This is a genomic window from Mesorhizobium sp. dw_380 (assembly GCF_018588885.1).
GTDB lineage: Bacteria > Pseudomonadota > Alphaproteobacteria > Rhizobiales > Rhizobiaceae > Mesorhizobium.
Map to the genome: position 1 here is coordinate 259,057 of NZ_JAFFIW010000004.1, position 25,466 is coordinate 284,522.

Sequence of the window (25,466 nt, forward strand, 5' to 3'; positions counted from 1 at the left end):
CCAATGTTTCACCCGATCACGGAATTATTATGGGCCGCCCAGGCTGACGGCGAGATTGACGGCGGCAGCAACGATCACCGTGTTGAAAAAGAACGACAGGATCGAATGGACAAGCACGACACGGCGCATATGGGTCGTCGAGATGTTGGTGTCCGCGGTCTGCGCCGTCATGCCGATAACCGTTGAGAAGTAGAGGAAGTCCCAGCCTTCCGGCCGCTTGTCGCCGGGAAACAGCAGTCCGCCGACCGGAATTTTCTTCTTGGTGCCGGCATCGACTTCGTCGCCGTCCATCCAGTAGACATGGGCATAATGGAGCGCTGCCATGGCGTGGATGGTGAACCAGCCCAACGGGATCGACAGCAGCGCGAAAGCGAGCTCGATTGGGTGGCCTTTGTCCTTCTGATTGATCAGCAGGAACAATGAGATAATGGCAACAATGACGACGACGAGCGTTACGGCGAAGATGACCAGCACAGGCTGGTCGGTGTCGCGCGCATTCTTGCTCAGATACCTGCCGGTGAACTTTGGCATCTGAGAGACGACGAGAATGACGTAAGCGGCAAAGAATGCGTTGGCGCCGATCGAATAGGCGAGCGGGGCGTGGAGCAGCAACGCCACGAGGAGCGCAAAGACACCGAGACACGCCGACACCGCGAACAGCCTATGGCGGTGGATGGGTTTCTCGATCGGGGCTTCGGCGGCCATGGCGGTCTCCACCTGGACGGCGCTTTTGTTGCTAGCCCGGTGTGGCGGATTTCAGGGCGCGCCGCAAGATACGGTCGAGTTCGCCGAGGAAACGCGAACGGTCCTGCGGCGCGAAGCTGGCATTGTAGCCCTTGCTTTCACCGGTCTCGCGCAAATGCTGCTTGAGGTCGCGCATGGCCACCGCCATGCCAATCGTTTCCGGCGTGAACGGGCGCCCGGTGGGGCCAAGCACATGCGCGCCGAGCGCCACCGCGCGGGCGGCAAGCGGTATGTCCGCGGTGATCACGATGTCATTGGATTTGGCGTTTTCGACGATCCAGTCATCGGCGGCGTCGGCGCCCTTGGACACCACGACATTGCGGATCATCGGGTCGCGCGAAGGCCGCAAGCCGCCATTGGAGACGTAGGTGACGACGACGCCATGACGCTCGGCGACCTTTTCAACCTCGGCCTTGACCGGGCAGGCGTCGGCGTCGACGTAAATGGCGGGTGCCTGCATTGTCTCTCCAAAATGGACAGGGGCCGGAAACATGTCCGGCCCCAACCCTGAAATCTTACAGCTGTCAGGCCGGCAAGGCCCCGGACCTCTTGGCGGTCCAGGTGGCGATATAGTCCATCAGGCCGGGATTGAGGCAGTCATAGGGTTCCAGCCCGATTCCCTTCAATTGGGCACGAATGCCGTCCATTCGCTTCGGATCGACACCCGATTCGATGATCGACGATACGAACGCGGTGAAGCCAGGAGGAGACCAGCCATCCTCGACGAAACGCTCCGGATGAATGAAGCTCAGGCCCTTGAACGCATGGTCGCGCTCGACCGGTCCATGCATGTGGACGCCGCAGCCGGTGCAGGCATGGCGCTGGATGAGGGCACTGGGATCGACGACTTTCAGCTTGTCGCCGTTCTCGGTGACGGTGACGTCGCCGGTGCCGGCCACGGCAACCACCGAGAAGATCGCGCCTTCCGGCTTCCAGCATTTGGTGCAGCCGCAGGCATGGTTGTGGGCTATCTGGCCCTTCACCTTCACCTTGACCGGATTGCTGGTGCAGGCGCAGACCAGCGTGCCGCCGGCAAAGCTCGCGCTTTCCCTGGGCAGGCCATTGTCGATTTTTGGATGCAGTTTCTCTGCCATTCTTTTCTCCTCCCTTGTTTGGACCACAGAGGCCGCAGGCCGGTCGGCCGGCGGCGTATGATCTTCCTCAGTAAACCACCACGCTCCTGATCGACTTGCCCTCATGCATGAGATCGAACCCCTTGTTGATGTCTTCCAGCTTCAGCGTATGGGTGATCATCGGGTCGATCTCGATCTTGCCGTCCATGTACCAGTCGACGATCCGCGGCACGTCGGTGCGGCCGCGCGCGCCGCCGAAGGCGGTGCCCATCCAGCTCCGCCCGGTGACCAGCTGGAACGGCCGGGTCGAGATCTCCTGGCCGGCGCCGGCGACGCCGATGACCACCGACTTGCCCCAGCCGCGATGCGAGGCTTCCAGCGCCTGGCGCATCACCTTGGTGTTGCCGGTGCAGTCGAATGTATAGTCAGCACCGCCGATCTGGTCGGCGCCGCGCTTGGTCATGTTGACGAGGTAAGGCACGATGTCGCCGTCGATCTCCTTCGGATTGACGAAATGCGTCATGCCGAACCGCTCGCCCCATTCCTTCTTGTCGTTGTTCAGGTCGACACCGATGATCATGTCGGCGCCGGCTAGCTTCAGCCCCTGGATGACATTCAAGCCAATGCCGCCGAGGCCGAAGACGACCGCGGTGGCGCCCTGCTCGACCTTGGCGGTGTTGATCACGGCGCCGATGCCGGTCGTCACCCCGCAGCCGATGTAGCAGATCTTGTCGAAGGGGGCGTCGGGATTGACTTTGGCGACGGCGATCTCGGGCAAGACCGTAAAGTTGGAGAAGGTCGAGCAGCCCATGTAGTGAAAGATCTTGTCCTTGCCGATCGAAAACCGCGACGAGCCGTCCGGCATCAGCCCTTGGCCCTGCGTGGCGCGGATCGCGGTGCACAGGTTCGTCTTGCGCGACAGGCAGGACGGGCACTGCCGGCATTCCGGCGTATAGAGTGGGATGACATGGTCGCCCTTCTTGACCGAGGTGACGCCCTTGCCGACATCGACCACCACGCCGGCACCCTCATGGCCGAGGATCGCCGGAAACAGGCCTTCGGGATCAGCACCCGACAGGGTGAATTCGTCGGTGTGGCAAATGCCGGTCGCCTTGATCTCGACCAGCACCTCGCCCTCGCGCGGCCCGTCGAGGTCGACCTCCACGATCTCCAGCGGCTTTCCGGCGGCGACGGCGACTGCGGCGCGGGTTTTCATCGGGCAATTCCTCCAAAGGCTATTTTTTGCTCAAGCTTTCAGGTTTTGGCCTGCTCATCAACCGTCAGATGAGACGAAATAGCGGCTTTCTTGACGCAGATAGCATACCCCTGAGCGCACCCGACGCGGTGCAGGGAGGTCTCCGGCGAAGCGACCGGCGTGTCGCTCACCCCGGCACTTGAGACATGGCTGCATAATTCATAGAACTGAGCCTTCCGCCGGAGGGGAATGTCGTCCGCATGTTCACGAAAATCCTGATCGCCAACCGTGGCGAGATCGCCTGCCGCGTCATCAAGACGGCGCGCAAGATGGGGATCGCCACGGTCGCCGTCTATTCCGATGCCGATCGCGATGCCGTGCATGTCGAGATGGCCGACGAGGCGGTGCATATCGGCCCTTCACCCGCCGCGCAGAGCTATCTCGTGCCTGAAAAGATCATCGCCGCCTGCAAGGAAACGGGGGCTCAGGCCGTGCACCCAGGCTATGGCTTTCTGTCCGAGCGGGCAGCCTTCTGCGAAGCTTTGGAGAAGGAAGGCATCATCTTTATCGGCCCGAAGCCCAAAGCGATCAAGGCGATGGGCGACAAGATCGAATCGAAGAAGTTCGCCAACGCCGCCAAGGTTTCCACTGTGCCCGGCTGGCTCGGTGTCATCGAGAATGCAGATCATGCGGAGAAGATCGCCGGCGAGATCGGCTACCCCGTGATGATCAAGGCCTCGGCCGGCGGCGGCGGCAAGGGCATGCGCATCGCCTGGAACCAGTCGGAAGTGCGCGATGGTTTCGATCGGGCGCGCTCCGAGGCCAAGAGCTCGTTCGGCGACGACCGCGTGTTCATCGAAAAATTCGTCGTCGATCCGCGTCATATCGAGATCCAGGTGCTGGCCGACGCGCATGGCAATGCGCTCTATCTCGGTGAACGCGAATGCTCGATCCAGCGTCGCAACCAGAAGGTCGCCGAAGAGGCGCCGTCGCCGTTCCTCGATGCCAAGACGCGCAAGGCCATGGGCGAGCAGTCGGTGGCGCTGGCCAGGGCCGTCGACTACCAGAGCGCCGGAACCGTCGAATTCATCGTCGACAAGGACAAGAACTTCTATTTCCTTGAAATGAATACACGATTGCAGGTCGAGCACCCGGTAACCGAGCTCGTCACCGGCATCGATCTGGTCGAACAGATGATCCGCGTCGCCGCCGGCGAAAAACTCGCCTTGAAGCAGGGCGATATCAAGTTGAACGGCTGGGCAGTGGAAAGCCGGCTTTACGCCGAGGATCCCTATCGCAATTTCCTGCCGTCGATCGGCCGGCTGACACGCTATCGGCCACCGGAGGAAGGACGGTTCGGCGATATCGTCATCCGCAACGACACCGGCGTCACCGAGGGCTCGGAGATTTCGATGTTCTACGATCCGATGCTCGCCAAGCTGTGCACCTGGGCGCCGACGCGGCTCGCAGCCATCGACGCCATGTCGGAAGCGCTGGACAGTTTCGTGGTCGACGGCATCGAGCACAACATTCCGTTCCTGGCGGCGCTGATGCAGCATCCGCGCTGGCGGGAAGGGCTGATATCGACCGGGTTCATTGCGGAGGAATATCCCGACGGTTTTGCGCCAATCGTTCCGAACAGCGAGGAAAAGGCCGTTCTGGCTTCGATCGTGACCGCAGTGGAACTGCTGCGCCGCGACCGGCTCGACCGGCTCGGCGGGCGGCTGGCGCCGCATTCGGGGGCGCTCAAGCGCGACTGGGTGGTGAAGATCGGCGAGGATTATCTGTCGGCGTCAATTCTTGAGGGCATGATTTCGATCCCGATGGAGATCGATCTGTCGGTCGATGGCGGCAAGGCGCTGACCGTTTCATCCGACTGGCGGCCGGGCGACCTGATCTGGCGGGGAAGGGTCGGCAAGCGCAGGGTTGCCGCCCAGATCCGGCCGGTCGCCAATGGCCTTCGCATTGCCTGGAAAGGCATGTCGGTGACCGCGCGCGCCATGCTGCCGCGCACCGCCGAGCTGGAACGGCTGATGCCGGAGAAGGTGGCGCCCGACACGTCGAAACTGCTGCTCTGTCCGATGCCCGGCCTCGTCGTGTCGATCGCCGTTGCCGAGGGCCAGGAGGTCAAGGCCGGCGAGACTTTGGCCGTGGTCGAGGCGATGAAAATGGAAAACGTGCTGCGCGCCGAGCGCGATCTCGTCGTGTCGAAGCTCAACGCCAAGCCGGGCGACAGCCTGGCGGTGGATGCGGTGATCATGGAATTCGCCTGAGCAGGCTGGAAGCCTGTGGTCGGCGGTCGTTTGTGCTGGACTGGTATCGCGCTGTCCCGGACAATACATCTCCATCGACTCAAGGCCTTAGGCAGCGCGAGAAACCATGGCGGATGACAGACTTCCACGCGATCCCCTGAAGCGCGAAGCCGCGATCGCGGCCGCGCGCCCGGAGGTACCGGCGCGGCCCTTCGTCCATTTGCGCGTGCATTCGGCCTATTCGCTGCTCGAGGGCGCGCTTCAGCTTGGCAAGATCGTCGGCCACGCCGTGAAAGACGAAGCTCCGGCCATCGCCGTCACCGACACCAACAATCTCTTCGGTGCGCTTGAGTTCGCGCAGAAGGCGGTCAAGGACGGCATTCAGCCGATCATCGGCTGCCAGATCGCGCTCGCCTTTTCCGGCGAAAACAGCGACGGCCAGCGCGACCGCCGGCGGCAAGGTCCGGAGATGCGGCCAGTCGTGCTGATCGCCGCGACCGAAGCCGGCTATTCCAATCTGGTCAGGCTGGTGAGCCGCGTCTACCTGGAAACATTGCCCGGCGAAGCCGTGCACCTGACCACCGAGATGTTGGGCGGTCACTCCGACGGACTGATCTGCCTCAGCGGCGGGCCGCGCGGCCCGATCGGCAACGCCTTGAAGGAGGATCGCCGCGATCTGGCCGAGACGCGGCTATTGATCTTGAAAGCGCTGTTCGGCGATCGGCTCTATGTCGAGCTGGAGCGGGTTGCGGGCTACGATCGGATCATCGAGCACTCGATGATCGATCTCGCCTATGCGCACGAACTTCCGCTGGTCGCCACCAATGAGGCATTCTTCTCGTCGCGCGACGATTATGAGGCGCACGACGCGCTGATCGCGATCGCCGAGGGCTCGGTCGTCGCCGTTGATACCCGCCGCCGGCTGTCGCCGGACAATTTCCTGCGCAGTCAGGCCGATATGGCGCAGCTTTTCGCCGACCTGCCGGAAGCGATCGACAACACGGTCGAGATCGCGCTGCGCTGCTCCTACTATCCAAAAACCCGCAGTCCGATCCTGCCGCGCTTCACAGGCGGCGATATCACCGACAAGGACGCCGCCGAAAAGGCCGAGGCCGAGGAGTTGGCCCGCCAGGCGCGCGAGGGCCTCGAGGCGCGGCTCGCTCTGCACGGGCCGACCCCCGGCTACACGGTCGAGCAATATCGCGAGCGGCTCGAATTCGAGCTCGGCATCATCGAGAAGATGAAATTCCCGGGCTATTTCCTGATCGTTGCCGACTTCATCAAATGGGCCAAGGCTCAAGGCATTCCGGTCGGGCCCGGCCGCGGTTCGGGCGCCGGTTCGCTGGTCGCCTATTCGACGACGATCACCGACATCGATCCGCTGCGCTTCTCGCTGCTGTTCGAACGCTTCCTCAATCCGGACCGCGTGTCGATGCCCGACTTCGACATCGACTTCTGCCAGGATCGCCGCGAGGAGGTGATCCGCTATGTCCAGCAGAAATATGGCCGCGACCAGGTCGGCCAGATCATTACGTTCGGAACGTTGCAGGCCCGCGCGGTGCTGCGCGACGTCGGCCGCGTGCTGCAGATGCCCTATGGCCAGGTCGACAAGCTGTCCAAGATGGTGCCGCAGAACCCAGCCAATCCGGTGAAGCTCGCCGACGCCATCGCCAACGAGCCGCGCTTTGCCGAGGAGGCCGAGAAGGAGCCGATCGTCCAGACGCTGCTCGACATGGCGCAGAAGCTGGAGGGGCTTTACCGCCATGCGTCCACGCACGCCGCCGGCATCGTCATCGGTGACCGGCCGCTGTCGGAACTGGTGCCGATGTACCGCGATCCGCGCTCGGACATGCCGGTCACCCAGTTCAACATGAAATATGTCGAGCAGGCCGGGCTGGTGAAGTTCGACTTCCTCGGCCTGAAGACGCTGACGGTGCTCGAAACCGCGGTGAAACTGATCCGCCGCCGCGGCATCGAGATCGATCTGGCGACGATACCGCTCGATGATCCCGACACCTACGCCATGCTGTCGCGCGGCGAGGTGGTCGGCGTGTTCCAGGTGGAAAGCGCGGGCATGCGCAAGGCGCTGATTGGCATGCGGCCCGACTGCATCGAGGATATCATCGCGCTGGTCGCGCTCTACCGGCCGGGCCCGATGGAGAACATCCCGACATACAACGCCAGAAAGCATGGCGAGGAGGAGATGGCATCGATCCACCCCAAGATCGATCATCTGGTAAAGGAGACGCAAGGCGTCATCGTCTACCAGGAACAGGTGATGCAGATCGCGCAGGAACTGTCCGGCTATTCGCTCGGCGAAGCCGACCTTCTGCGCCGCGCCATGGGCAAGAAAATCCGCGCCGAGATGGACAAGCAGCGCGAACGCTTCGTCTCCGGCGCGGTCGAGCGCGGCGTGGCCAAGCCGCAAGCCGACTTCATTTTCGATCTGCTGGCCAAGTTCGCCGACTATGGTTTCAACAAGTCGCACGCCGCCGCCTACGCTGTCGTCTCTTACCAGACCGCTTATCTCAAGGCCCATTATCCGGTCGAATTCCTGGCGGCGTCGATGACGCTCGACATGGGCAACACCGACAAGCTCGCCGATTTCCGCCAGGATGCGCTGCGCCTCGGCATCGAGGTGCTGGCGCCATCGGTGATGACAAGCTTCCGTGCTTTCGAGGTCGGAGAGAACCGCATTTATTATTCGATGGCCGCTCTCAAGGGCGTCGGCGACGCGGCGGTCGAGCACATCGTCGCTGTGCGGGGCGAAAAACCGTTCAAGAACCTCGCCGATTTCTGCGAGCGGGTCGATCCCAAGATCGTCGGCAAGCGTGTCTTCGAAAGCTTGATCATGGCCGGCGCGCTCGATTGCTTCGGCCACGACCGCGCAGCGATGCTGGCCGGCGTCGAACGGATGATGGGGCTGGCTTCACTCGCCCAGCAGAACGCCGTTTCCGGCCAAGCCGATATCTTCGGCGCCTCGCTCGGCGCCCAGTCTCAGGCGCTCAACCTGCCGGCAACCGATCCGTGGCTTGCGGCCGACCGGCTGCACCGCGAATTCCAGGTCGTCGGCTTCTATCTCTCGGCCCATCCGCTCGACGAATACAAGGCGGCCCTGCAAAAGATGCGGGTGCAGAACTGGGGCGAGTTCTCGGCCGCCGTCAAGCGGGGCGCCACCGCTGGCCGGCTTGCCGGCACGGTGACCAGCAAGCAGGAGCGCAAGACGCGCACTGGCAACAAGATGGGCGTGGTGGCGTTTTCCGACACCTCCGGCCAGTACGAGGCCGTGCTGTTTTCGGAAGGGTTGGCGCAATATCGTGACCTCCTGGAAGCCGGCCGCTCCGTCGTCATCACCGTCGCCGCCGAGGATAGGCCCGAGGGCGTCAATTTGCGTATCAACTCCGTGCAGTCGCTGGAGGACGAGGCAAGCCGCATCCAGAAGGCCCTGCGCATTTTCGTCAGGAACGATGGACCAGCCTCGATAATCCAATCCCAACTCACCCAGCGCGGCGAAAGCCAGGTGAGCATCATCGTCATCAAGGAGGAGGCGCAGGGCGAGGTCGAGATCGCCTTGCAGGGCGGCTATCGCATCTCGCCGCAGATCGCCTCGGCGATGCGCGCCGTGCCCGGCGTGGTTGAAGTGGAGTTGGTGTGATCATCGCGATTGCCGGATTTTGGCGATTCGCCTGGCGGCAGTTGCCGCTCCCGCAAGCCGCATGAAGGGCTGCAGCGGCACTCGGCCTGACCTGAATCTCAATACGCCCAGCCGGTGCGCTACGATGCCGCCACTTCGTCCGGCCTTGCCGGCTTGCGCTGCAGATTGAGCAGATTGCCCATCAGGATGAGCAGCGCGCCCCCGGCGGTGAAGGCGTCGATCTGCTCCTGATACAGCAGCCAGCCGATCAGCGCCGACAAAGGCACGCGCAGGAAATCCATGGGCGAAATGACGGTTGCGTCGGCATAGGTGAGCGCGCGGGCCATGCAGAAATGAGACGACATGCCGGTGAAGGCGATCAGTACGATCCATGGCCAGAGTTCGATCGATGGGGTGCGCCATTCGTAGAGCGCAGGGATCAGGCCCAACGCCGACTGGATGATCAGCATCCAGAAGATGATGCGCACGACGCTGTCGGTGCGCGTCAGCGACTTGACCAGGACCACCGAGACGCCGAAACAGACCGCGGCGCCCAGCACGACCAGATGTCCCGGATCGACCGCGCCAACGCCCGGACGCACGATGACCACCACGCCGATCAGCCCGAGCACGACTGCCGCCACTTTCGGCCGGCTCAATCTTTCGCCCAGAAACGTCACCGCCAGGATCGCGGTCCAGATGGGGGTGGTGAATTCGATCGAGATCAGCACTGCCAGCGGGATCAGCGTCAAGGCGTAGAGCCATGCCGCCTGGCCACTATAGTGGACGACGTTGCGGGCGATATGGGCGAGGGGGCGCTGCGTACGCATCCCGGCGAAGCCGCCGCTCGTCAGCACCAGCGGCAAGAGAATGAAGAAGCCGATCACCGAGCGCAGTTCCAGCACCTGGAAGACGTTGAGTTCGGCGGTCGTGGCGCGGCCGGCGACCGACATCGCGAGGAACGAGGCGATCGATAGCGCCATCCAGAACGCTGCCTTGGGGATGGAAGGGGTGGGTGCCATGTCCTTTATCTCACAGGCCTCGGCTTTTGCCGCAATCACTAGCTGCTTCATTCTTCTGGGCCAGTTGAAACGGCAGCGTTACGGAACTGTTGGTTTGGCGGAGGAACCCGATGCGGCAAGGGGCGTTGAATTCATGTTCAGCCGGGCTTTGCAGAACATCCCAACATCGACAAGGAGAGCTTCGATGAAATCATTTGCTCCACTCTTGCTTGCCGGCTGTCTGTCGATTGCTGCAGGGATAGCACATGCAGACGAGGCCAACTTTCTCCAATCGTTCAAAGGCAATTTCGCCGGCCAAGGCATCCTCAAAGTGACAACAGAGGCGCCAACTGTGAATGTGTCCTGCACGTTCAAGTCGAACGCGACGTCGACGTCTCTGTCGCTCGACGGCAATTGCCGTGGTCTCATCGTGATGACGCGCGCTGTCAGTGCCGACCTGAAGGTCACCGGCGCAAAATACAGCGGCACCTACATCGGATCCCGCACCGGCCCGGCGCGGCTGAACGGCAGCCGCTCGGGCAATGCGATCAACCTCGGCATCGGCTGGGCGAAGGACGTCAACGGCGATCGAAAGGCGCGGATGACGGTCGAGAAGAGGGGCGAGAACCAGATCCGGCTGACAGTCACTGACACCGACCTGAAAACCGGCAAGAACGTGGTGCTGAGCCGGATCGATCTGCAGCGCACCAAGCCCAGCTGACGGAGATCAGTCTTCGAGTGGCTCCGGTGGGTGGGCATCTCGGCCCCTGCCGAAGGTGTAGCCGGTTTCCACCGCCTTGCGGCCGAACTTGTCGCGCAACGCATCGATGGCGCCTTCGGCCATGGCGCGCTTGCGCGACTGGATGTCGACCAGATCCGGCGGGTCGGCCTTGTCGTCATCGGAGAGGTCACTGACGCCGATGCCGAGCAATCGAAATTTTGTTCCGTCCGTTTCCTTGCGCAAAAGTTCCACGCCGGTCGAAAAGATCCGGTCCGCGAGCCTGGTCGGGTCGCCGAGCTGGCGGTTGCGCGTGCGCAGCTTGAAATCCTGGGTCTTCAGCTTCAGCACCACGGTGCGCCCGGCAATGCCTGATTTTTTCAGCCGCGCCGAGACTTTTTCCGAAAGACCTCTCAGCACGGAGACGAGCTCTTCCAGCGACGCGATGTCGGTGTCGAAAGTGGTTTCGGCCGATACGCTCTTGGCGTCCTGGTCGGGGTCGACGCGGCGGACATCCTCACCGCGTGATAGCCGGTAGAGCCGGTCGCCCATCACGCCATAGCGGCGCATCAGGTCGGCGCGCTCCATCTTCTGTAGCTGGCCAATGGTGCGGATGCCGTCGCGTTCCAGCGTGGCGTTGAACGCTTTGCCGACGCCCCAGATCATGGTCACCGGCTGCGCCGCCAGGAAATCGACCGCCTCGGCCTCGCCGATGACCGAAAAACCGCGCGGCTTGCGGAAGTCCGACGCTATCTTGGCGAGGAATTTGCAATAGGAGAGGCCGGCCGAAACGGTGATGCCGATCTCCTTTTCGACGGCGAGCGCAAAGCGCGCCAGCACCACGGCCGGCGGCAGTCCGTGCAAGCGTTCGGTGCCGGCGAGGTCGAGAAACGCCTCGTCGATCGACAGCGGCTCGACCAGCGGCGTCAGCGCCTGCATCATGGCGCGCACCTCGCGACCGACGCGCACGTATTTTTCCATGTTGGGCGGGATCACGACCGCCTCGGGGCAGGCCTCGAGCGCTTTGAACATCGGCATGGCGGAGCGCACGCCCCGGATGCGGGCGATGTAGCATGCGGTGGAGACGACCCCGCGTTTGCCGCCGCCGACGATCAGCGGCTTGTCCTTGAGCGCCGGATTGTCACGCTTTTCGATCGCCGCATAGAAGGCATCGCAATCGATATGAGCCAGATGCAGCCGGTAAAGCTCTGGATGGCGGGCAAGGCGAGGGCTGCCGCAGCGTTCGCAGCGGCGCGTTTCACTGCGCTGAAAGCTCAGGCAGTCACGGCAAAAACCGTGATCGGGATTGTTGACAGGGGCCGCCATCGCTGCGAACATAAAGAGAACAGAAGCAATGGTACGACAGTGCAGGGCCAGCGACAAGCTGGGCCTGGGGAGAACCTTATGAGCACGACCATAGTGCCGCTGGCGCCTGAGCTTTGGCCTGAATTCGAGGACCTTTTCGGCAAGCAGGGCGCCTGCTACGGCTGCTGGTGCACGCATTTCCGGCTGGCCCCGGCGGCGCGGCGCGAGAGCAGCCGGGAACGCAACAAGGACCACATCAAGGCGCGTATCGAAGCCGGCCCGCCGCCCGGCGTGCTGGCATTCGAGGACGGCAAGGCGATTGGCTGGATGCAGATCGGACCGCGCGCCGACGTGCCCGAATGGAACAACAAGGGCAGGGGCTCGGCGCCGATCGATCCCGCCGACGCTGCCGACCCGGCCGTTTGGGCGATTTCCTGCTTTTTCATCCGCGCCAAGGCGCGCGGCAGGGGCATCACGCATCGGCTCGTCGAAGGCGGCATCGATTTCGCCCGCAAGAACGGGGCACGGCTTGTCGAGGCCTGCCCGATCGACCTGTCCCGCGATTCGCGCTCGATCGGTCTGTTCGTCGGCTCGTCGGCGGTTTTCGAGAAGGCCGGTTTCGAGAGGCTGGTGGAGCGCAAGGCGGGGCGGCCGCTGATGCGGCTGGTGCTGAAGCCGGTTGCCTGACCGTCATCATCTTGCAGTTGCGATGGTATTTCCCTACCAGAAGTGTGAAAAGTTTTTTGCCTTTCGACCCAACGGAGAGTTCCCGTGACCCGTATGTTGCCAATTGCCCTTACCGCGCTCCTGCTCAGCGCGCCCGCCTTCGGCCAGACCGTCGACAGCCAGGGCGCGAAGCAATTGTCCAATGATCTGTCCCGCTATGTCGGCAGGCAGGCGCTCGACAAGGGCATCCTGAAGGTTTCGGTCGAAGGCAACGCCTACAAGATCGTGTTTGATTTGAAGGCGCTGGCCGGGACCTTTCCCGACCAGAAGCTGGTGAAATTCGACTTTGCGCCCTACGCCCTGCTGGTGAAGCCGCGCAGCGACGGATCCTGGGATGTCTCGATGGATTTTTCGCAAAGCGCCTCCTTCGAGTTCAAGGGGCCTGAAGGGCAGCAAAGCACGCAGTTTTCGATCAAGGACGGCAAGGGCAGTGGCGTCTACGATCCGAAGCTGGCGGCCTTCACCAGCGGCACAAGCTCGATGGCCGGGATGACGATGTCGTCGCAGGACGCCAAGCAGCGCCTGGATATGAGCGCCGGCGCTGCGACCGCGACCTTGGTCGGCACCAAAGCCGCCAATGGCGGCGTCGATTTCACGACGTCGCAGAAAATATCCAACTTTGTCGAAGCGATCAAATTCGACGATCCCGAGAGCGGGCTGAACTTCCCGGTCACCGTCAGGTCGCCTGAATTTTCAGTGGAGGCCAGCGGCAAGGGTGTGCAGACCAAGCCACTGCTCGATCTCCTGGCGTTTGCCGTTGCCAATGAAGATGAGACAACGCTGAAGGCAAACCAGGCGCAGCTCAAGTCGCTTCTGCTCGCCGCGCTTCCGGTGTGGGAACGCATCGACGGCACCTACGCCTTCAAGGATTTCGCGGTCGAGAGCCCGATCGGCACTTTCGGGGCGACCCAGCTCAGCACCGCGTTCGGCAGCGACGGCGTCGCCCAGAGCGGCAAGGTCAGCTATGGCATCAAGGCCACGGGGCTGACCGTGCCGCAGCAGCTTTTGCCGAGCTGGAGCGTGGCATTGCTGCCCACCGATATCGACCTGAATTTCGGCGGCGCCAACATCGATCTCGACAGCATGGCGAAGAAGGCAATCGAAGCCTTTGATCTCCATCAGAATCCGCCGCTGTCGGCCGAGTTCGGCGATCAGCTCAAAGCCGACTTCCTGGCCAAGGGGCCGAAGGTCGTCATCGGCCACAGCACCGTGAAGAACAAGGACATGGAAATCGCGCTGGAAGGTGAGATGACGAGCTTCGGCCAGAAGCCCGACGCAAATCTCACGGTCGATGTCGCCGGTTTCGACAAGATGGTCGCGAGCCTGCAGGAAGCGGCAAAGTCCGAACCCGAAATCGCTCAGTACGTGCCTGTTGCTCTCGTCGTGAAGGGTTTTGCCAAGACGCTTTCGGACGGTCGCCTCGAATGGGTGGTCAACACTAAGGCCGACGGCTCCGTCGCCGTCAATGGTGTCATGTTGAAGCCCGCCGATCCGGCGGTGGACGACAGCGTCGACGATGGTGACGGCGGGGACGACGGCGGCGGCGCTAGTGGTGGCGGTGACAATGGTGGCGGTGACAATGGCGGCGCTAGCGGTGGCGGTGACAATGGTGGCGCTAGCGGTGGTGGCGACGACGGCGGTAGCGATAATGGCGGGTCAGGGGCGAAACTGAATCCATGAGGGTTCAGACCTCGAGCAATTCCCGGAATGCATAGAGCGGTTTTCCGTCCGGAATTGCGTCAAAACGTCTAAATCAGAGCCCCAGCGCGCCGGCGATCTTCGGTGCAGCTTCGTGCCAGTCCTGGACGACAATGACATCGTCCGGGACCGCTGGGAGGAACGCGCGCAGCGAATTGTCGGCTATCAGGTGGAAAAGACCTGCGTCGGCCACCGATTCCCGCACCGACGCCAGATTGTGCGGCTGATCGTCGACGAAGACCACCGGCCGGCCGCTATTTCCGCGCAGCGTGGCCACTGCCGGTCCCTTGGCCATCTCGGTGGTCAGCAGCGGGTAATGCAGGCCCAGGGCATCGAGATGGGCCCGGCGCACGGCACGATGCCTGTGCGGCATGGCCGTGAGCAATATGATTTCCGCGCGGTTCCCAAGCCCTGCCAGGGCTTCCGCGGCCCCGTCGGTAACGCTCTGCCAATCGGCTTGCGCGTCAAAAAACTCGCCCAGGAGTGCTGTGACTTCGGGCTGTTCGATCAGGCGGCCGCTGGCCATTTCGGCAATGTTGCCGGTCAGGCGAAAGGAGGCCAGCGTCAGGCCATAGCCGCGCGCCTTGAGGAAATGCGGAAACGGGCGGATGAATTCGAGCACCACGTCGTCGACGTCGAGCACCAGCAATGGCCTGTCATCGGCCGCCAGTTCCTCGATCTGGCGCGCGGTCTCCGGATCATCGCTCATATGGAATGCTCATGGTCGTCGTCGCCGAGCGGCAAGGCGCGCAATGCCCTGCCGACGGCTGCCGGCGGCGTGCCGGTTTCCTCGGCAAAGCGCAGCAGGGTCGGCTCGTGGGCGAGAATGAACTGCAGGACGCCGGCCAGGAAACCCGGCTCGCCGGCGGCCTTGCGGATCGAATGCGCTTCTATTCCGGTGATCGCCAGAAAACGCGGCAACAGCTCCGGATCGGAGGCGACGAAGCCCAGGGCCTTCACGGCAAGGGTTTCCGCCTCTTCGCGCATTGACGCCGCGTTTGCCATCACTACCTTCGGTATGCGGAATGAGTCTCTTCCGCAGTAATGGCAAGAGTTGCTTGCGGCAAGCCTCTACAGCGCGGCGCGCCTTTTGGACGCGCAGTGAGGCGAGGTGGAATTCGTGCTGCTTTCCCAGCCGTGGTTTCCGTTTCGTCAATCATATTGCCGTATAGTGAAGCAGGGTTTGGTGCGTCTAGGGAAGAGCGCATGACGGCCGCCTTCGAGCGGAGGGCCGGCCGGGACGGGATATCGATGCCTAAGAAGGTCATGATCGTCGAGGACAATGAGCTCAATATGAAGCTCTTTCGGGACCTCATCGAAGCCAGCGGTTACGAGACAGTGCGCACCCGTAACGGTCTTGAGGCGCTCGACTTGGCGCGTCAGCACCGGCCCGATCTCATCCTGATGGATATCCAGTTGCCCGAGGTATCGGGGCTGGAAGTGACCAAATGGCTGAAAGAGGACGACGATCTACACGTCATTCCGGTCATCGCGGTGACCGCCTTCGCGATGAAGGGCGATGAGGAGCGCATTCGCCAGGGCGGCTGCGAGGCCTATATTTCGAAGCCGATCTCGGTGCCGCGTTTCATCGAAACCATCAAATCCTACCTGGGCGATGCCTGATGTGCCTTTCCAGCCGAGCCGGAGCCTTGTGAAATGACCGCGCGGATCCTCGTCGTCGACGACATCCCTGCCAATGTGAGGCTGCTGGAGGTGCGGCTGCTAGCCGAGTATTTCGAGGTGCTGACCGCCACCAACGGGCCAGACGCGATCGAGACCTGCGAGAACGGCAAGGTCGACGTCGTGCTGCTTGACGTGATGATGCCCGATATGGACGGGTTCGAGGTATGCCGGCGGTTGAAAAGCGATCCAGCGACGTCGCACATTCCGGTGGTGATGATCACCGCACTCGACCAGGTGTCCGACCGCGTGCGCGGGCTCGAGGCCGGCGCCGACGATTTCCTGACCAAGCCGGTCAACGACCTGCAGCTGATGACGCGCGTCAAGAGTCTGGTCCGGTTGAAGTCCCTTACCGACGAACTCAGGCTGCGCGCCTCGACTACGCGCAACATCGGCATCGAGGAGCTGCTCAGCCGCAATTTCGCGTCCGAGGACACCGCGCCGAAAGTGCTTTTGATCGACGAGCGCAAATCGTCCGTGGAGCGCATCCAGAAGATGCTGCGCGACCGCGCCGACCTCGACGTCAACAGCGATCCGCATGCCGGTTTTTTCCAGGCCGCCGAGACGTCCTATGAATGCGTGATGATCTCGACGGCGTTCGCCGATTTCGATCCGCTCAGGCTCTGCTCGCAGCTGCGTTCGCTCGACCGCACCCGCTTCGTGCCGATCATCCTTTTGGCGGAGGAGGGCGAGGAGGAGCGCATCATCCGCGGCCTCGAACTCGGCATCAACGACTATCTGATGCGGCCGATCGACCAGCAGGAACTGACGGCGCGGCTGCGTACCCAGGTGCGCCGCAAGCGTTACAACGACCAATTGCGCGCCAGTGTCACCCAGACCATAGAAATGGCGGTGACCGATGGCCTGACCGGGCTGCACAACCGCCGCTATCTCGACAGCCATCTGCAGACGCTGTTCGACCGCGCCGTTGCGCGGCGCAGGCCGCTGTCGGTGATGATCACCGATCTCGACCGTTTCAAGTCGATCAATGATGCGCACGGCCATGACGGCGGCGACGAGGTGTTGCGGGAATTCGCGCGGCGGCTGCGCAAGAATGTTCGCGGCATCGATCTTGCCTGCCGGTTCGGCGGCGAGGAATTCGTGGTGGTCATGCCCGACACCGATGGCGCCGTGGCGGAGAAGGTGGCCGAACGCATCCGTGTCGAAATCGCCCAGGCGCCTTTCGCCATCGGCCAGGACGGCAAGACGATCGAGGTGACCGTCAGCGTTGGCGTGTCGTCGGTGCTGAAGGGCGTGGATACGGTGGCGGCCCTGATGAAGCGCGCCGATCTGGCACTCTACGAAGCCAAGAGTGGCGGTCGCAATCGTGTCGTCGCCAAGGCCGCTTGACCGTCAAGCCACGATTATTCTGTCAATCCGACAGGGTTACCCGTTTACCTTAATCCAAGCGATTCACGAGCCTTGGTTAAGAAACTGTTGATTTCCAAAAGCTCTTGCGCAAATGTGCTTGGCAAGACGAAGCCGGCACGAGGGTAGATAGCCGGCTCGATCCTGGGAATACCCCATGATGCTCAGGTCCGCCGCATCTCCTGGGTCCGTGGGGTCGGCCGGCCGGCGCTGGCACATAGTGGCCTCCTCGTACCGCTGCCAAACGCCGACCGGCCCCCTTTGTCTCAGATGACATCAGGATTCCGTGCCAAGCCCCCGAAGTTCGGGGTTTTTTCTTTTCATGTGCTGAGATCGGAATAGCCGCGTAACGGATTTTGCGCGACGCCTGCCCGCTAATTGGGCTCTGCACGCTGCTAGGCAGTGGCCCTTGCAATCGGCCATCTGGAGAAGGTGCCCCCCTCCACTTCATACATATGGCGCACAGGGGACTTGCTTCAAGGCCCGGTACCTCCCGTAGAACCGCGGGCCAAGCCAGCGGAAACGGGAGTGATGAGAATGCGTATCGTATCGCCAGTAGACGGATCGCGACGAGATCATGCGGTGGTGATTGCCGGAGGTGGCCCGACGGGGTTGATGCTGGCGACCCAGCAGCTGATCGGCTTGCGCGCGGGTGGTCTGCACGCACGCACCATAGAGGTGCTCGATCAACGTGGAATTGCCGACCGGTTCGAAGCTGGTTGGCCCGACCCTGCAACACATTACGTCGCGATCCTCAACAGCTTGAGGACGGGTGATCTCCTGACAGGCGATTGACAGGAGTTTCCATCCGTGCAGAAATTGGTTGGACCATTGGACCACTTGCGCAACGTCGGGAGGAAGTGTGGACCAGAACAGCCTGCCACCCATTCAGACGACGGCGCGCGATGACGCCGTGCTGAAGGCGTTGGTGGGCTTTGTTCGTGCCGAAGCCCTGCAGCCGGGCGAGCGGCTTCCGACCGAACGCATTCTGGCCGAGCGCCTGAAGGTCAGCCGCAACACGGTGCGCGAGGCGCTGACGCGCTGGGAGGGGCTTGGTCTCGTCGAGCGTCGGCAAGGCAGCGGCACCTATCTCAAGGCGGCCGTGTCACCCGACATGCTGCACATGCCGCTGACGTTTGCGGGCGGCAATGATTTCACCAGCCTGATGCAGACACTGGAAATCCGCCGGGCCCTGGAAGCGGAGGCCGCGGCGCTTTGTGCCGAGCGTGCAAGCCCGGCCGACGTCGCCGAGATCGAGCGCAAGCTCGACATCATGGAGCAGGCGTTTCGCACCCGTGACGGCATGTCGTCGGAAGAGGACTGGGAGTTCCACCAGGCGATCTACCGGGTCTCCGGCAATCCGCTGTTCGAACAGATCATCGCCGCCATGCACGAACTGTTCCACCGCTTCTGGGAGCATCCGCTCGGTGTGCGCGATTTCGGCCACGCTAGCTTCCCCTACCATCGCACCATCTACGAATGCATCGCCGCGCGCGACCCGCAAGGTGCCCGCGCCGAGGCGCTGAAGCTGATCGCCACCGTCGAGGACGATTTGAAGCGCGGTGCCGCCAAACTCAAACTTTCGAGCCAGACATGAACGAGCACCCATCAGGTTTCGATTACGACTATCTCGCCGAGGCGGCGACGCTCTTGGCGCATGACGAACCGTTCCCAGGCGGCGCCGTGGTGCCGCCGATCTACCAGACTTCGCTGTTCACCTTCGCCAATTATGCCGAAATGGCCGATACTTTTGCCGGCAAGCGAAAGCAGCCGATCTATTCGCGCGGCGACAATCCGACGGTGATGGAGTTCGAGGCCCGCGTCGCCGCACTGGAGGGCGCCGAGGCCGCACGCGGCTTTTCCAGCGGCATGGCGGCGATCAGCGCCACGGTGCTTGCCTTTGTCGGTGCCGGCGAGCGCATCGTTGCGGTGCGTAACTGCTACGGCGATGCCTACCGGCTGTTCGAGCGGCTCCTGCCGCGGCTCAACATCAAGGTCGACTATGTCGACGGCTCAGACCCGGATGCGGTCGCCGCGGCCTTACCCGGCGCCAAGCTGCTTTACCTGGAAAGCCCGACCTCGATGCTGTTCGAGCTGCAGGACCTGCCGCATCTGACCCGGCTGGCCAAGGAGCAGGGCATCGTCACCACCATCGACAATTCCTGGGCGACGCCGGTGTTCCAGAAGCCGATCATGCACGGCGTCGATCTGGTGCTGCACTCGGCCTCGAAATATCTCGGCGGCCACAGCGACACTGTCGCCGGCGTGGTGGCGGGCTCGGCCGCTCATATCAAGCACATAAACGAGCAGACCTATTCCTATCTTGGCGGCAAGCTGTCGCCTTTCGAGGCCTGGCTGTTGCTGCGCGGCCTGCGCACGCTGCCGCTGCGCCTGCCGCATCATATGAAAAGCGGCCTCATCATCGCCGAGCGGCTGAAGGCGCATGCCAGTGTCGAGCGGGTCAACCATCCTGTCTATTCGAACCATCCGGGCAAGGCGACGCTGGCCGGCTATGCCGGTTTGTTCTCCTTCGAGGTGACGGAGGATATCGACATCCCCGTCTTCGTCGACGCGCTGAAATATTTCCGCATCGGCGTCAGCTGGGGCGGGCACGAGAGCTTGGTGGTACCGGCCAAGGCGTCGCTGGAGCAGACGCCGGGACTGAATTCGATGGCGCGCTTCGGCGTCAGCCCCCGAACCATCCGCTTCAATGTCGGATTGGAAAGTGTCGAAGACCTGTGGGCCGACGTGGCCCAGGCCTTCGAAAAAGCCAGAAAATAACAAGCGGGTTCAAAATGGGAGTCTTGAACATGAAGAAACTGACCGTCATGCTTGCCACCGTCGCGGGGCTGGCGATTTCCGCCGGGAGCGCGCTGGCCGATTCGACCCTCAAGATGGTCGAAGTCATCACCAGCCCGCCGCGCACCGAGTTCCTGAAAAAGCAGATCGCCGAGTTCGAGGCGGCCAATCCCGGCGTCAAAGTGGAACTGATCTCGCTGCCCTGGGGTCAGGCGTTCGAGAAATTCCTGACCATGGTGCAGGCCGGCGATACGCCCGACGTCGTCGAGATGCCGGAACGCTGGATGGGCCTCTACGCCAACAACGCCCAGCTCGAGGATCTCGGTCCCTACATGGCTAAATGGGACGATGCCAAGACGCTCGGCGACCGCGCCAAGCAGTTCGGCTCGACGGTCAACAACACCCAGTTCATGATCCCCTATGGCTACTATGTGAATGCGCTGTTCTGGAACAAGAAGCTGTTCAAGCAAGCCGGCCTCGACGGCCCGCCGGCCACGCTCGACGAGTTCGTCGCCGACTCCAAGAAAATCTCGGCCATTCCGGGCAAGTATGGCTACTGCCTGCGCGGCGGTCCCGGCGCCTTCAACGGCATGCACATGTTCATGAACATTGCGGCCGGGAAGGGCGGCTACTTCAACGAGGACGGCACCTCGACCATCAATGAGGAGGGCTCGGTCAAGGGCCTGCAGATGCTGGCCGACATGTATAAGGAAGGCTTGGCGCCTAAGGACGCGGTAGGCTGGGGCTTCAACGAGACGGTCACCGGTTTCTATTCCGGCACCTGCGCCATGCTCAACCAGGATCCGGACGCGCTGCTCGGCATCGCCGACAAAATGAGCGCCGACGACTTCGCCGTCGCGCCGCTGCCGGTTGGTCCGAGCGGCAAATCCTATCCGACGCTGGGTTATGCCGGCTGGGCGATGTTCGCCAATTCCCAGCACAAGGACGACGCCTGGAAGCTGATGTCGACCCTTTTGTCGCCCAAGGACAATCTCGAATGGGCCAAGGAAGTCGGCGTCGTCCCGATCCACAAAGGCGCCGACCAGGATCCCCACTTCAAGACCGAGCAGTTCAAGGGCTGGTTCACGGAGCTCAGCGACACCTCCAAATATGAAATGGTGACCCCGCCGACGCATCTGGAGAACCTCGGCAATTTCGTCGACCAGGTGGCGATCAAGAATTTTCAGGAAGTGCTGCTTGGCCAGAAGACGGCCAAGGAAGTCGCAGACCAATGGGCTGCCTTCCTGACCAAGGAACAGCAGGACTGGATGGCGAAGAACAAGAAGTAGTTTTTCTTCCCTTCTCCCCGTTCACGGGGACAAGGTGTCACGAAGTGACGGATGAGGGGCGGCGCCATGCCTCGATAGGTTCGCGCTGCCCCTCATCTGCCTGCCCGTCCTCCGCAGCAGCTGCGCTGCAGCTTCGGAGGGTGGACCGGCATCTTCTCCCCGTGAACGGGGAGAAGGACGCTCATTGCCCATCCGCTGCCTCCTGGAGCCGTCCACAGTCAATGACCTACGCCGTGTCCGAAATAAGATCCGCCGGCAAGCCGCGTCGCAAGCGGCTGTCGCATGCCGCGATCGAGCCTTGGCTTTATCTCAGCCCGGCGATCATCCTGCTGGTCGTCGTGCTGCTCGTGCCGCTGGTCATCGGCATCAGCTACTCCTTCCGCAAATTCTCGGCCTTCAAGTCGGAATATATCGGGCTCGGCCAGTATCAGGCGATGCTGTCGGACCAGGTGCTGGGGCAGGCGCTGGTCAACACGCTATGGTGGACCGTCGCCAGCCTGTTCTTTCAGTTCTTCCTCGGCCTTGGTCTGGCGCTGCTGCTCGACAAGCCGTTCTGGGGTCGCAAGCTTGTCCAGGCGCTGGTGTTTCTGCCCTGGGCAGTGCCGTCCTTCCTGTCCGGCCTGACCTGGGCCTGGCTGTTCAACCCGATTGTCGGGCCGCTGCCGCACTGGTTGTTCGCGCTGGGGCTGAAGGCGGAGCCGACCAATGTGCTCTCCGACCCCGCGACTGCGATGTGGGGGCCGATCATTGCCAATGTCTGGTTCGGCATTCCGTTCTTCGCCATCACGCTTCTGGCGGCGCTGAAGTCGATTCCGTCGGAACTGCATGAGGCGGCGGCGATCGACGGCGCTTCGCCCTGGCAGCGCTTCACCAAGGTGACGCTGCCGTTCCTGGCGCCGACGATCGCCATCACGGTGATGCTGCGCACCATCTGGATCGCCACCTTCGCCGACCTGATCTTCGTCATGACCGAGGGCGGGCCGGCCGGCTCGACCAACACGGTGCCGGTCTACATCTATGTCAGTGCCTTCAAGTCGCTGGACAAGGGCTATGCCTCGGCGGTGGCCGTGTTGCTGCTGGTCCTGCTGATCGCCTATGCGATCGCGCTGATCGCCATCCGTCGCTCTCTTGTGAGGCACGTCTGATGATCGCGGGACGCTCTGCTTCACAACGGTTTTTCGGCGGTGTCGGTCTTTACGCGGCAATCGCGGCCTATGTGGTCTTCGCCTTGTTCCCGATCTACTGGACTCTGAAGATCTCGGTGACGCCGGAGCGGCTGCTCTATTCCGAAGGCATTACCTTTTGGCCGTCGCACATGACGTTGCAGAATTTCGTCACCGTGCTCGAGGCCACCGATTTCCCGCGCTATTTCCTCAACAGCGTCATCGTTTCGGTGTCGACGGCCGCATTGGTGACAGTCATTGCCACGCTCGCCGGCTACGCCATGTCGCGCTTCACCTTTCGCGGCAAGGCGACACTGGCGCTGATGCTGCTTCTGACCCAGACCTTCCCGCTGGTGATGGTCATTCCGCCGATCTACCGCGTCATGGGGCAGATCGGCCTGATCAACAGCCTGACCGGGCTGATCATCATCTACACCGCCTTCAACACGGCCTTCGCCACCTTCCTGATGCAATCCTTCTTCGATGGCATTCCCAGGGACCTGGAGGAAGCGGCGATGATCGACGGCTGCACGCGGGCGCAGGCGATGCGCCGCGTGATCGTGCCGCTGACGTTACCCGGCATGGGCGCTACGCTCGGCTTCGTCTTCACCGCCGCCTGGAGCGAGCTTCTGTTCGCCCTGATGCTGATTTCCAGCGACGACCAGAAGACCTTCGCCGTCGGCCTGCTCACCTTCATCGGCAAATTCGCCGTCGACTGGGGACAGATGATGGCGGCGTCCATCCTGGCGCTGATCCCGGTCTGCATCTTCTTCGCCTTCCTGCAACGCTATCTCGTCACCGGCCTGACCGCCGGCGCCGTCAAAGGATAGATCGATGGCCTCAGTTACGCTCGAAAAGGTCCGCAAGGATTATGGCGCCGTCCGCGTGCTGCACGCGGTCGACCTTGAAATCGCCGATGGCGAGTTCGTCGTCCTGGTCGGTCCGTCCGGCTGCGGCAAGTCCACGCTTTTGCGCATGATCGCCGGGCTGGAGGAAGCTTCCGGCGGCGAGATCCGAATCGGCGAGCGGCTGGTCAACGACGTCGCGCCCAAGGACCGCGACATCGCCATGGTATTCCAGTCCTACGCGCTTTATCCGCATATGGACGTGTCGAAGAACATGGGCTTCAGCCTGATGCTGCGCAAAGCCGAGAAGCCGGAAATCGACGCGCGGGTGGACGGTGCCGCCAAACGGCTGGGCTTGGACAGGTATCTGCAACGCCTGCCGCGCCAACTGTCCGGCGGCCAGCGCCAGCGGGTCGCCATGGGCCGCGCCATCGTACGCGATCCCAAGGTCTTCCTGTTCGACGAGCCGCTGTCCAACCTCGACGCCCAGCTGCGTGTCCATATGCGCGCCGAGATCAAGGCGCTGCACCAGCAATTGAAGACCACCTCTGTCTACGTCACCCACGATCAGATCGAGGCCATGACCATGGCCGACCGCATCGTTGTCATGCATGACGGGCTGATCCAGCAGGTCGGTGCGCCGCTCGATCTCTATGACCGTCCGGCCAACATGTTCGTTGCCGGTTTCATCGGTTCACCGGGCATGAACTTTTTGCCGGCCACGGTCCGCAAGAACGGTGTGTTGGAAGCGGTGCTGTCCGATGGCCAGGCGCTGCAGCTGCCGGACGGACTGCCGCTCAAGGGCGGCGATGCGATTACCATCGGTCTGCGGCCAGAGCATATCCGGCTGGCCGACGACGGTGCGCTGCAGGGCGAAGTGGGGGTTGTGGAGCCGCTCGGCCTTTCGACGCAGTTCTATGTCAAACTGGCCGCCCAGCAGCTTTGCGTCTTTGCCATGGGGCGCGCTGGCGTGAAGCCCGGCGACATCGTGCGGCTGGCAGCCGACCCGGTGTCGCTGCATCTGTTCGATCCGACAAGCGGCGATCGGATCGGTTGAAGGAAATTCAGCTGGGGCTTCTACCTTGCAAACAAAAGTGCCGCCCGATGGGCGGCACTTTTGTTTGCAAAGGGAAAACCCAGATTACTTGATCTTGGTTTCCTTGAATTCGACGTGCTTCTTGGCGACGGGGTCGTACTTGCGGAACGACAGCTTGTCGGTCTTGGTACGGCTGTTCTTGCTGGTCACGTAGAAGAAACCGGTGTCGGCGGTCGACAGAAGCTTGATCTTGATGTTTGCGGCTTTGGCCATGGTATCAGTCCGTTTGTTCGTGGAGTTTTGGCCGCTGGAGCACGGGGAAAACACCCGGACGCGGGAAACTTGCCGCGACACATAAAGAACGTGCCTGGAAAGTCAAGCCCGGCAGCACCACCGTCTCTTCCTTCTCCCGCAGGGGGCCCAGAAGGGAAGGCCGATCTATGCTTCTTCCTTAATTGTCGCAACCTTCTTCCAATCTCCGGTCGTGTTCCACCAGCGATTCGGATTGGCGCGGTCGTCCAGCCCCTTGGAGCGGCTGGCAAGGATCGGCTGGATGCGGATCACCGGCTCCTGATAGGAGTGTGCCTGGAAAATCGCCTCGACGACGCGGCTGGCCAGCGCCTGGTCATCGGGCAGTTCGAATGAAACCTCGACCGTGCCAGGGCGGCGGCGCAATTCGGTTTCAGCGCCGGCCGCGGCCCCTTCAAGCGGCCGGTAGCGTTCGATGCCATGCGCCGACTGATAGGCGTTGCGGTCATATTTGCCCATGACAAGCGGGGCGATCGCCACCACGGCGTCCATGATGCGGTCGACATCCGCGGCCGGGACCTGGAAGGTCACAAGCAGCAGAAGCGTCATTCGGAGGGATGTGGTTTCAAAGCCGCTGTCGATCATGGGAGTGTCCTCAACGTCTGATGTTTTGGGACACCCTTTTTAACGC

The 25,466-nt window shown here is 62.5% G+C and carries 23 protein-coding genes and 1 pseudogene; 14 read left to right on the forward strand and 10 right to left on the reverse strand.

The features are described 5' to 3' along the window. Positions 1–27 precede the first annotated feature (27 nt). From JT360_RS06105 to JT360_RS06120, 4 genes are all read right to left on the reverse strand, one after another. Positions 28–705: a DUF1345 domain-containing protein gene (locus tag JT360_RS06105; protein ID WP_214470710.1), complete on the reverse strand. Its 678-nt coding sequence runs from the start codon at positions 703–705 to the stop codon at positions 28–30. Between the two features lie 31 nt (positions 706–736). After that, positions 737–1,204 carry a YaiI/YqxD family protein gene (locus JT360_RS06110; protein WP_214470711.1) on the reverse strand — a complete coding sequence of 156 codons (468 nt, stop codon included), beginning with the start codon at positions 1,202–1,204 and terminating at the stop codon, positions 737–739. Between the two features lie 64 nt (positions 1,205–1,268). Next, positions 1,269–1,838, reverse strand: coding sequence for an S-(hydroxymethyl)glutathione synthase (gene gfa, locus JT360_RS06115; RefSeq protein ID WP_214470712.1), 570 nt, complete (start codon positions 1,836–1,838; stop codon positions 1,269–1,271). Between the two features lie 67 nt (positions 1,839–1,905). Next, positions 1,906–3,033, reverse strand: a complete 1,128-nt coding sequence (locus tag JT360_RS06120; RefSeq protein WP_214470713.1) for an S-(hydroxymethyl)glutathione dehydrogenase/class III alcohol dehydrogenase — start codon at positions 3,031–3,033, stop codon at positions 1,906–1,908. Between the two features lie 239 nt (positions 3,034–3,272). Here JT360_RS06120 and JT360_RS06125 point away from each other — a divergent pair, with 239 nt between their 5' ends. Together JT360_RS06125 and dnaE are read left to right on the forward strand one after the other, a co-directional pair. Continuing rightward, complete coding sequence (locus tag JT360_RS06125) at positions 3,273–5,285, forward strand: acetyl-CoA carboxylase biotin carboxylase subunit (RefSeq protein WP_214470714.1); 2,013 nt, start codon at positions 3,273–3,275, stop codon at positions 5,283–5,285. 106 nt (positions 5,286–5,391) lie between these two features. Beyond that, positions 5,392–8,919, forward strand: coding sequence for a DNA polymerase III subunit alpha (gene dnaE, locus JT360_RS06130; RefSeq protein WP_214470715.1), 3,528 nt, complete (start codon positions 5,392–5,394; stop codon positions 8,917–8,919). Between the two features lie 119 nt (positions 8,920–9,038). On the opposite strand, the gene JT360_RS06135 is transcribed toward dnaE, so the two are convergent. Continuing rightward, entirely contained in the window at positions 9,039–9,920 is an 882-nt protein-coding gene (locus JT360_RS06135) for a DMT family transporter (protein ID WP_214470716.1), read from the reverse strand. Between the two features lie 184 nt (positions 9,921–10,104). Between JT360_RS06135 and JT360_RS06140 the strand changes: the two genes are divergently transcribed. Next, positions 10,105–10,620, forward strand: a complete 516-nt coding sequence (locus JT360_RS06140) for a hypothetical protein (protein ID WP_214470750.1) — start codon at positions 10,105–10,107, stop codon at positions 10,618–10,620. A gap of 6 nt (positions 10,621–10,626) precedes the next feature. Here JT360_RS06140 and JT360_RS06145 read toward each other — a convergent pair whose 3' ends face one another. Further along, positions 10,627–11,955: a DNA polymerase IV gene (locus JT360_RS06145; protein WP_214470717.1), complete on the reverse strand. Its 1,329-nt coding sequence runs from the start codon at positions 11,953–11,955 to the stop codon at positions 10,627–10,629. A gap of 66 nt (positions 11,956–12,021) precedes the next feature. Here JT360_RS06145 and JT360_RS06150 point away from each other — a divergent pair, with 66 nt between their 5' ends. Together JT360_RS06150 and JT360_RS06155 are read left to right on the forward strand one after the other, a co-directional pair. Further along, positions 12,022–12,609 carry a GNAT family N-acetyltransferase gene (locus JT360_RS06150; RefSeq protein WP_214470718.1) on the forward strand — a complete coding sequence of 196 codons (588 nt, stop codon included), beginning with the start codon at positions 12,022–12,024 and terminating at the stop codon, positions 12,607–12,609. Positions 12,610–12,702: 93 nt separating this feature from the next. After that, complete coding sequence (locus tag JT360_RS06155; protein WP_250888647.1) at positions 12,703–14,328, forward strand: hypothetical protein; 1,626 nt, start codon at positions 12,703–12,705, stop codon at positions 14,326–14,328. A gap of 73 nt (positions 14,329–14,401) precedes the next feature. Here JT360_RS06155 and JT360_RS06160 read toward each other — a convergent pair whose 3' ends face one another. Both JT360_RS06160 and JT360_RS06165 read right to left on the reverse strand, forming a co-directional pair. Continuing rightward, positions 14,402–15,055 carry a DUF2608 domain-containing protein gene (locus tag JT360_RS06160; RefSeq protein WP_214470719.1) on the reverse strand — a complete coding sequence of 218 codons (654 nt, stop codon included), beginning with the start codon at positions 15,053–15,055 and terminating at the stop codon, positions 14,402–14,404. After that, positions 15,052–15,351 carry a DUF3572 domain-containing protein gene (locus JT360_RS06165; protein WP_214470720.1) on the reverse strand — a complete coding sequence of 100 codons (300 nt, stop codon included), beginning with the start codon at positions 15,349–15,351 and terminating at the stop codon, positions 15,052–15,054. Before JT360_RS06165 ends, JT360_RS06160 begins: the two co-directional genes overlap by 4 nt. Positions 15,352–15,552: 201 nt before the next feature. Between JT360_RS06165 and JT360_RS06170 the strand changes: the two genes are divergently transcribed. From JT360_RS06170 to JT360_RS06210, 9 genes and pseudogenes are all read left to right on the forward strand, one after another. Further along, the gene (locus JT360_RS06170; RefSeq protein ID WP_284731535.1) at positions 15,553–15,969 is read left to right on the forward strand and encodes a response regulator; all 417 of its coding nucleotides are present in this window, start codon (positions 15,553–15,555) and stop codon (positions 15,967–15,969) included. Positions 15,970–16,002: 33 nt separating this feature from the next. Then, positions 16,003–17,376 (forward strand): PleD family two-component system response regulator, encoded by a 1,374-nt coding sequence (locus tag JT360_RS06175; protein ID WP_214470721.1) that lies wholly within the window; start codon positions 16,003–16,005, stop codon positions 17,374–17,376. A 555-nt stretch (positions 17,377–17,931) separates the two neighbouring features. After that, positions 17,932–18,105 (forward strand): annotated as a pseudogene (locus JT360_RS06180) (FAD-dependent monooxygenase); the annotation flags it as partial. A gap of 151 nt (positions 18,106–18,256) precedes the next feature. Further along, positions 18,257–18,991, forward strand: coding sequence for a FadR/GntR family transcriptional regulator (locus tag JT360_RS06185; RefSeq protein ID WP_214470722.1), 735 nt, complete (start codon positions 18,257–18,259; stop codon positions 18,989–18,991). Further along, on the forward strand, positions 18,988–20,175 hold the full coding sequence (locus JT360_RS06190; protein WP_214470723.1) for a PLP-dependent transferase: 1,188 nt from the start codon (positions 18,988–18,990) through the stop codon (positions 20,173–20,175). The genes JT360_RS06185 and JT360_RS06190 overlap by 4 nt, the downstream gene beginning before the upstream one ends. Positions 20,176–20,204: 29 nt before the next feature. Beyond that, a complete protein-coding gene (locus JT360_RS06195) occupies positions 20,205–21,482 on the forward strand; it encodes an ABC transporter substrate-binding protein (RefSeq protein ID WP_214470724.1) in 1,278 nt (425 codons plus the stop codon). 221 nt (positions 21,483–21,703) lie between these two features. Continuing rightward, positions 21,704–22,627 carry a carbohydrate ABC transporter permease gene (locus JT360_RS06200; protein WP_214470725.1) on the forward strand — a complete coding sequence of 308 codons (924 nt, stop codon included), beginning with the start codon at positions 21,704–21,706 and terminating at the stop codon, positions 22,625–22,627. Further along, positions 22,627–23,475 carry a carbohydrate ABC transporter permease gene (locus JT360_RS06205; protein WP_214470726.1) on the forward strand — a complete coding sequence of 283 codons (849 nt, stop codon included), beginning with the start codon at positions 22,627–22,629 and terminating at the stop codon, positions 23,473–23,475. Before JT360_RS06200 ends, JT360_RS06205 begins: the two co-directional genes overlap by 1 nt. Before the next feature lie 4 nt (positions 23,476–23,479). Next, positions 23,480–24,547, forward strand: a complete 1,068-nt coding sequence (locus JT360_RS06210) for an ABC transporter ATP-binding protein (RefSeq protein ID WP_214470727.1) — start codon at positions 23,480–23,482, stop codon at positions 24,545–24,547. A gap of 84 nt (positions 24,548–24,631) precedes the next feature. Here the strand turns inward: JT360_RS06210 and rpmG are convergent, their stop codons facing one another. Beyond that, positions 24,632–24,799, reverse strand: a complete 168-nt coding sequence (rpmG, locus tag JT360_RS06215; RefSeq protein WP_006201775.1) for a 50S ribosomal protein L33 — start codon at positions 24,797–24,799, stop codon at positions 24,632–24,634. A gap of 165 nt (positions 24,800–24,964) precedes the next feature. Next, positions 24,965–25,420 (reverse strand): YqfO family protein, encoded by a 456-nt coding sequence (locus JT360_RS06220; protein WP_214470728.1) that lies wholly within the window; start codon positions 25,418–25,420, stop codon positions 24,965–24,967. Between the last annotated feature and the right edge of the window lie 46 nt (positions 25,421–25,466).

Excerpts from the sequence above, each read along its gene's own strand:
- JT360_RS06105 (WP_214470710.1), bottom strand. The coding sequence starts at position 705 with ATGGCCGCCGAAGCCCCGATCGAGAAACCCATCCACCGCCATAGGCTG.
- JT360_RS06110 (WP_214470711.1), bottom strand. The coding sequence starts at position 1,204 with ATGCAGGCACCCGCCATTTACGTCGACGCCGACGCCTGCCCGGTCAAG.
- gfa (WP_214470712.1), bottom strand. The coding sequence starts at position 1,838 with ATGGCAGAGAAACTGCATCCAAAAATCGACAATGGCCTGCCCAGGGAA.
- JT360_RS06120 (WP_214470713.1), bottom strand. The coding sequence starts at position 3,033 with ATGAAAACCCGCGCCGCAGTCGCCGTCGCCGCCGGAAAGCCGCTGGAG.
- JT360_RS06125 (WP_214470714.1), top strand. The coding sequence starts at position 3,273 with ATGTTCACGAAAATCCTGATCGCCAACCGTGGCGAGATCGCCTGCCGC.
- dnaE (WP_214470715.1), top strand. The coding sequence starts at position 5,392 with ATGGCGGATGACAGACTTCCACGCGATCCCCTGAAGCGCGAAGCCGCG.
- JT360_RS06135 (WP_214470716.1), bottom strand. The coding sequence starts at position 9,920 with ATGGCACCCACCCCTTCCATCCCCAAGGCAGCGTTCTGGATGGCGCTA.
- JT360_RS06140 (WP_214470750.1), top strand. The coding sequence starts at position 10,105 with ATGAAATCATTTGCTCCACTCTTGCTTGCCGGCTGTCTGTCGATTGCT.
- JT360_RS06145 (WP_214470717.1), bottom strand. The coding sequence starts at position 11,955 with ATGTTCGCAGCGATGGCGGCCCCTGTCAACAATCCCGATCACGGTTTT.
- JT360_RS06150 (WP_214470718.1), top strand. The coding sequence starts at position 12,022 with ATGAGCACGACCATAGTGCCGCTGGCGCCTGAGCTTTGGCCTGAATTC.
- JT360_RS06155 (WP_250888647.1), top strand. The coding sequence starts at position 12,703 with ATGTTGCCAATTGCCCTTACCGCGCTCCTGCTCAGCGCGCCCGCCTTC.
- JT360_RS06160 (WP_214470719.1), bottom strand. The coding sequence starts at position 15,055 with ATGAGCGATGATCCGGAGACCGCGCGCCAGATCGAGGAACTGGCGGCC.
- JT360_RS06165 (WP_214470720.1), bottom strand. The coding sequence starts at position 15,351 with ATGGCAAACGCGGCGTCAATGCGCGAAGAGGCGGAAACCCTTGCCGTG.
- JT360_RS06170 (WP_284731535.1), top strand. The coding sequence starts at position 15,553 with ATGACGGCCGCCTTCGAGCGGAGGGCCGGCCGGGACGGGATATCGATG.
- JT360_RS06175 (WP_214470721.1), top strand. The coding sequence starts at position 16,003 with ATGACCGCGCGGATCCTCGTCGTCGACGACATCCCTGCCAATGTGAGG.
- JT360_RS06190 (WP_214470723.1), top strand. The coding sequence starts at position 18,988 with ATGAACGAGCACCCATCAGGTTTCGATTACGACTATCTCGCCGAGGCG.
- JT360_RS06195 (WP_214470724.1), top strand. The coding sequence starts at position 20,205 with ATGAAGAAACTGACCGTCATGCTTGCCACCGTCGCGGGGCTGGCGATT.
- JT360_RS06200 (WP_214470725.1), top strand. The coding sequence starts at position 21,704 with ATGACCTACGCCGTGTCCGAAATAAGATCCGCCGGCAAGCCGCGTCGC.
- JT360_RS06205 (WP_214470726.1), top strand. The coding sequence starts at position 22,627 with ATGATCGCGGGACGCTCTGCTTCACAACGGTTTTTCGGCGGTGTCGGT.
- JT360_RS06210 (WP_214470727.1), top strand. The coding sequence starts at position 23,480 with ATGGCCTCAGTTACGCTCGAAAAGGTCCGCAAGGATTATGGCGCCGTC.
- rpmG (WP_006201775.1), bottom strand. The coding sequence starts at position 24,799 with ATGGCCAAAGCCGCAAACATCAAGATCAAGCTTCTGTCGACCGCCGAC.
- JT360_RS06220 (WP_214470728.1), bottom strand. The coding sequence starts at position 25,420 with ATGATCGACAGCGGCTTTGAAACCACATCCCTCCGAATGACGCTTCTG.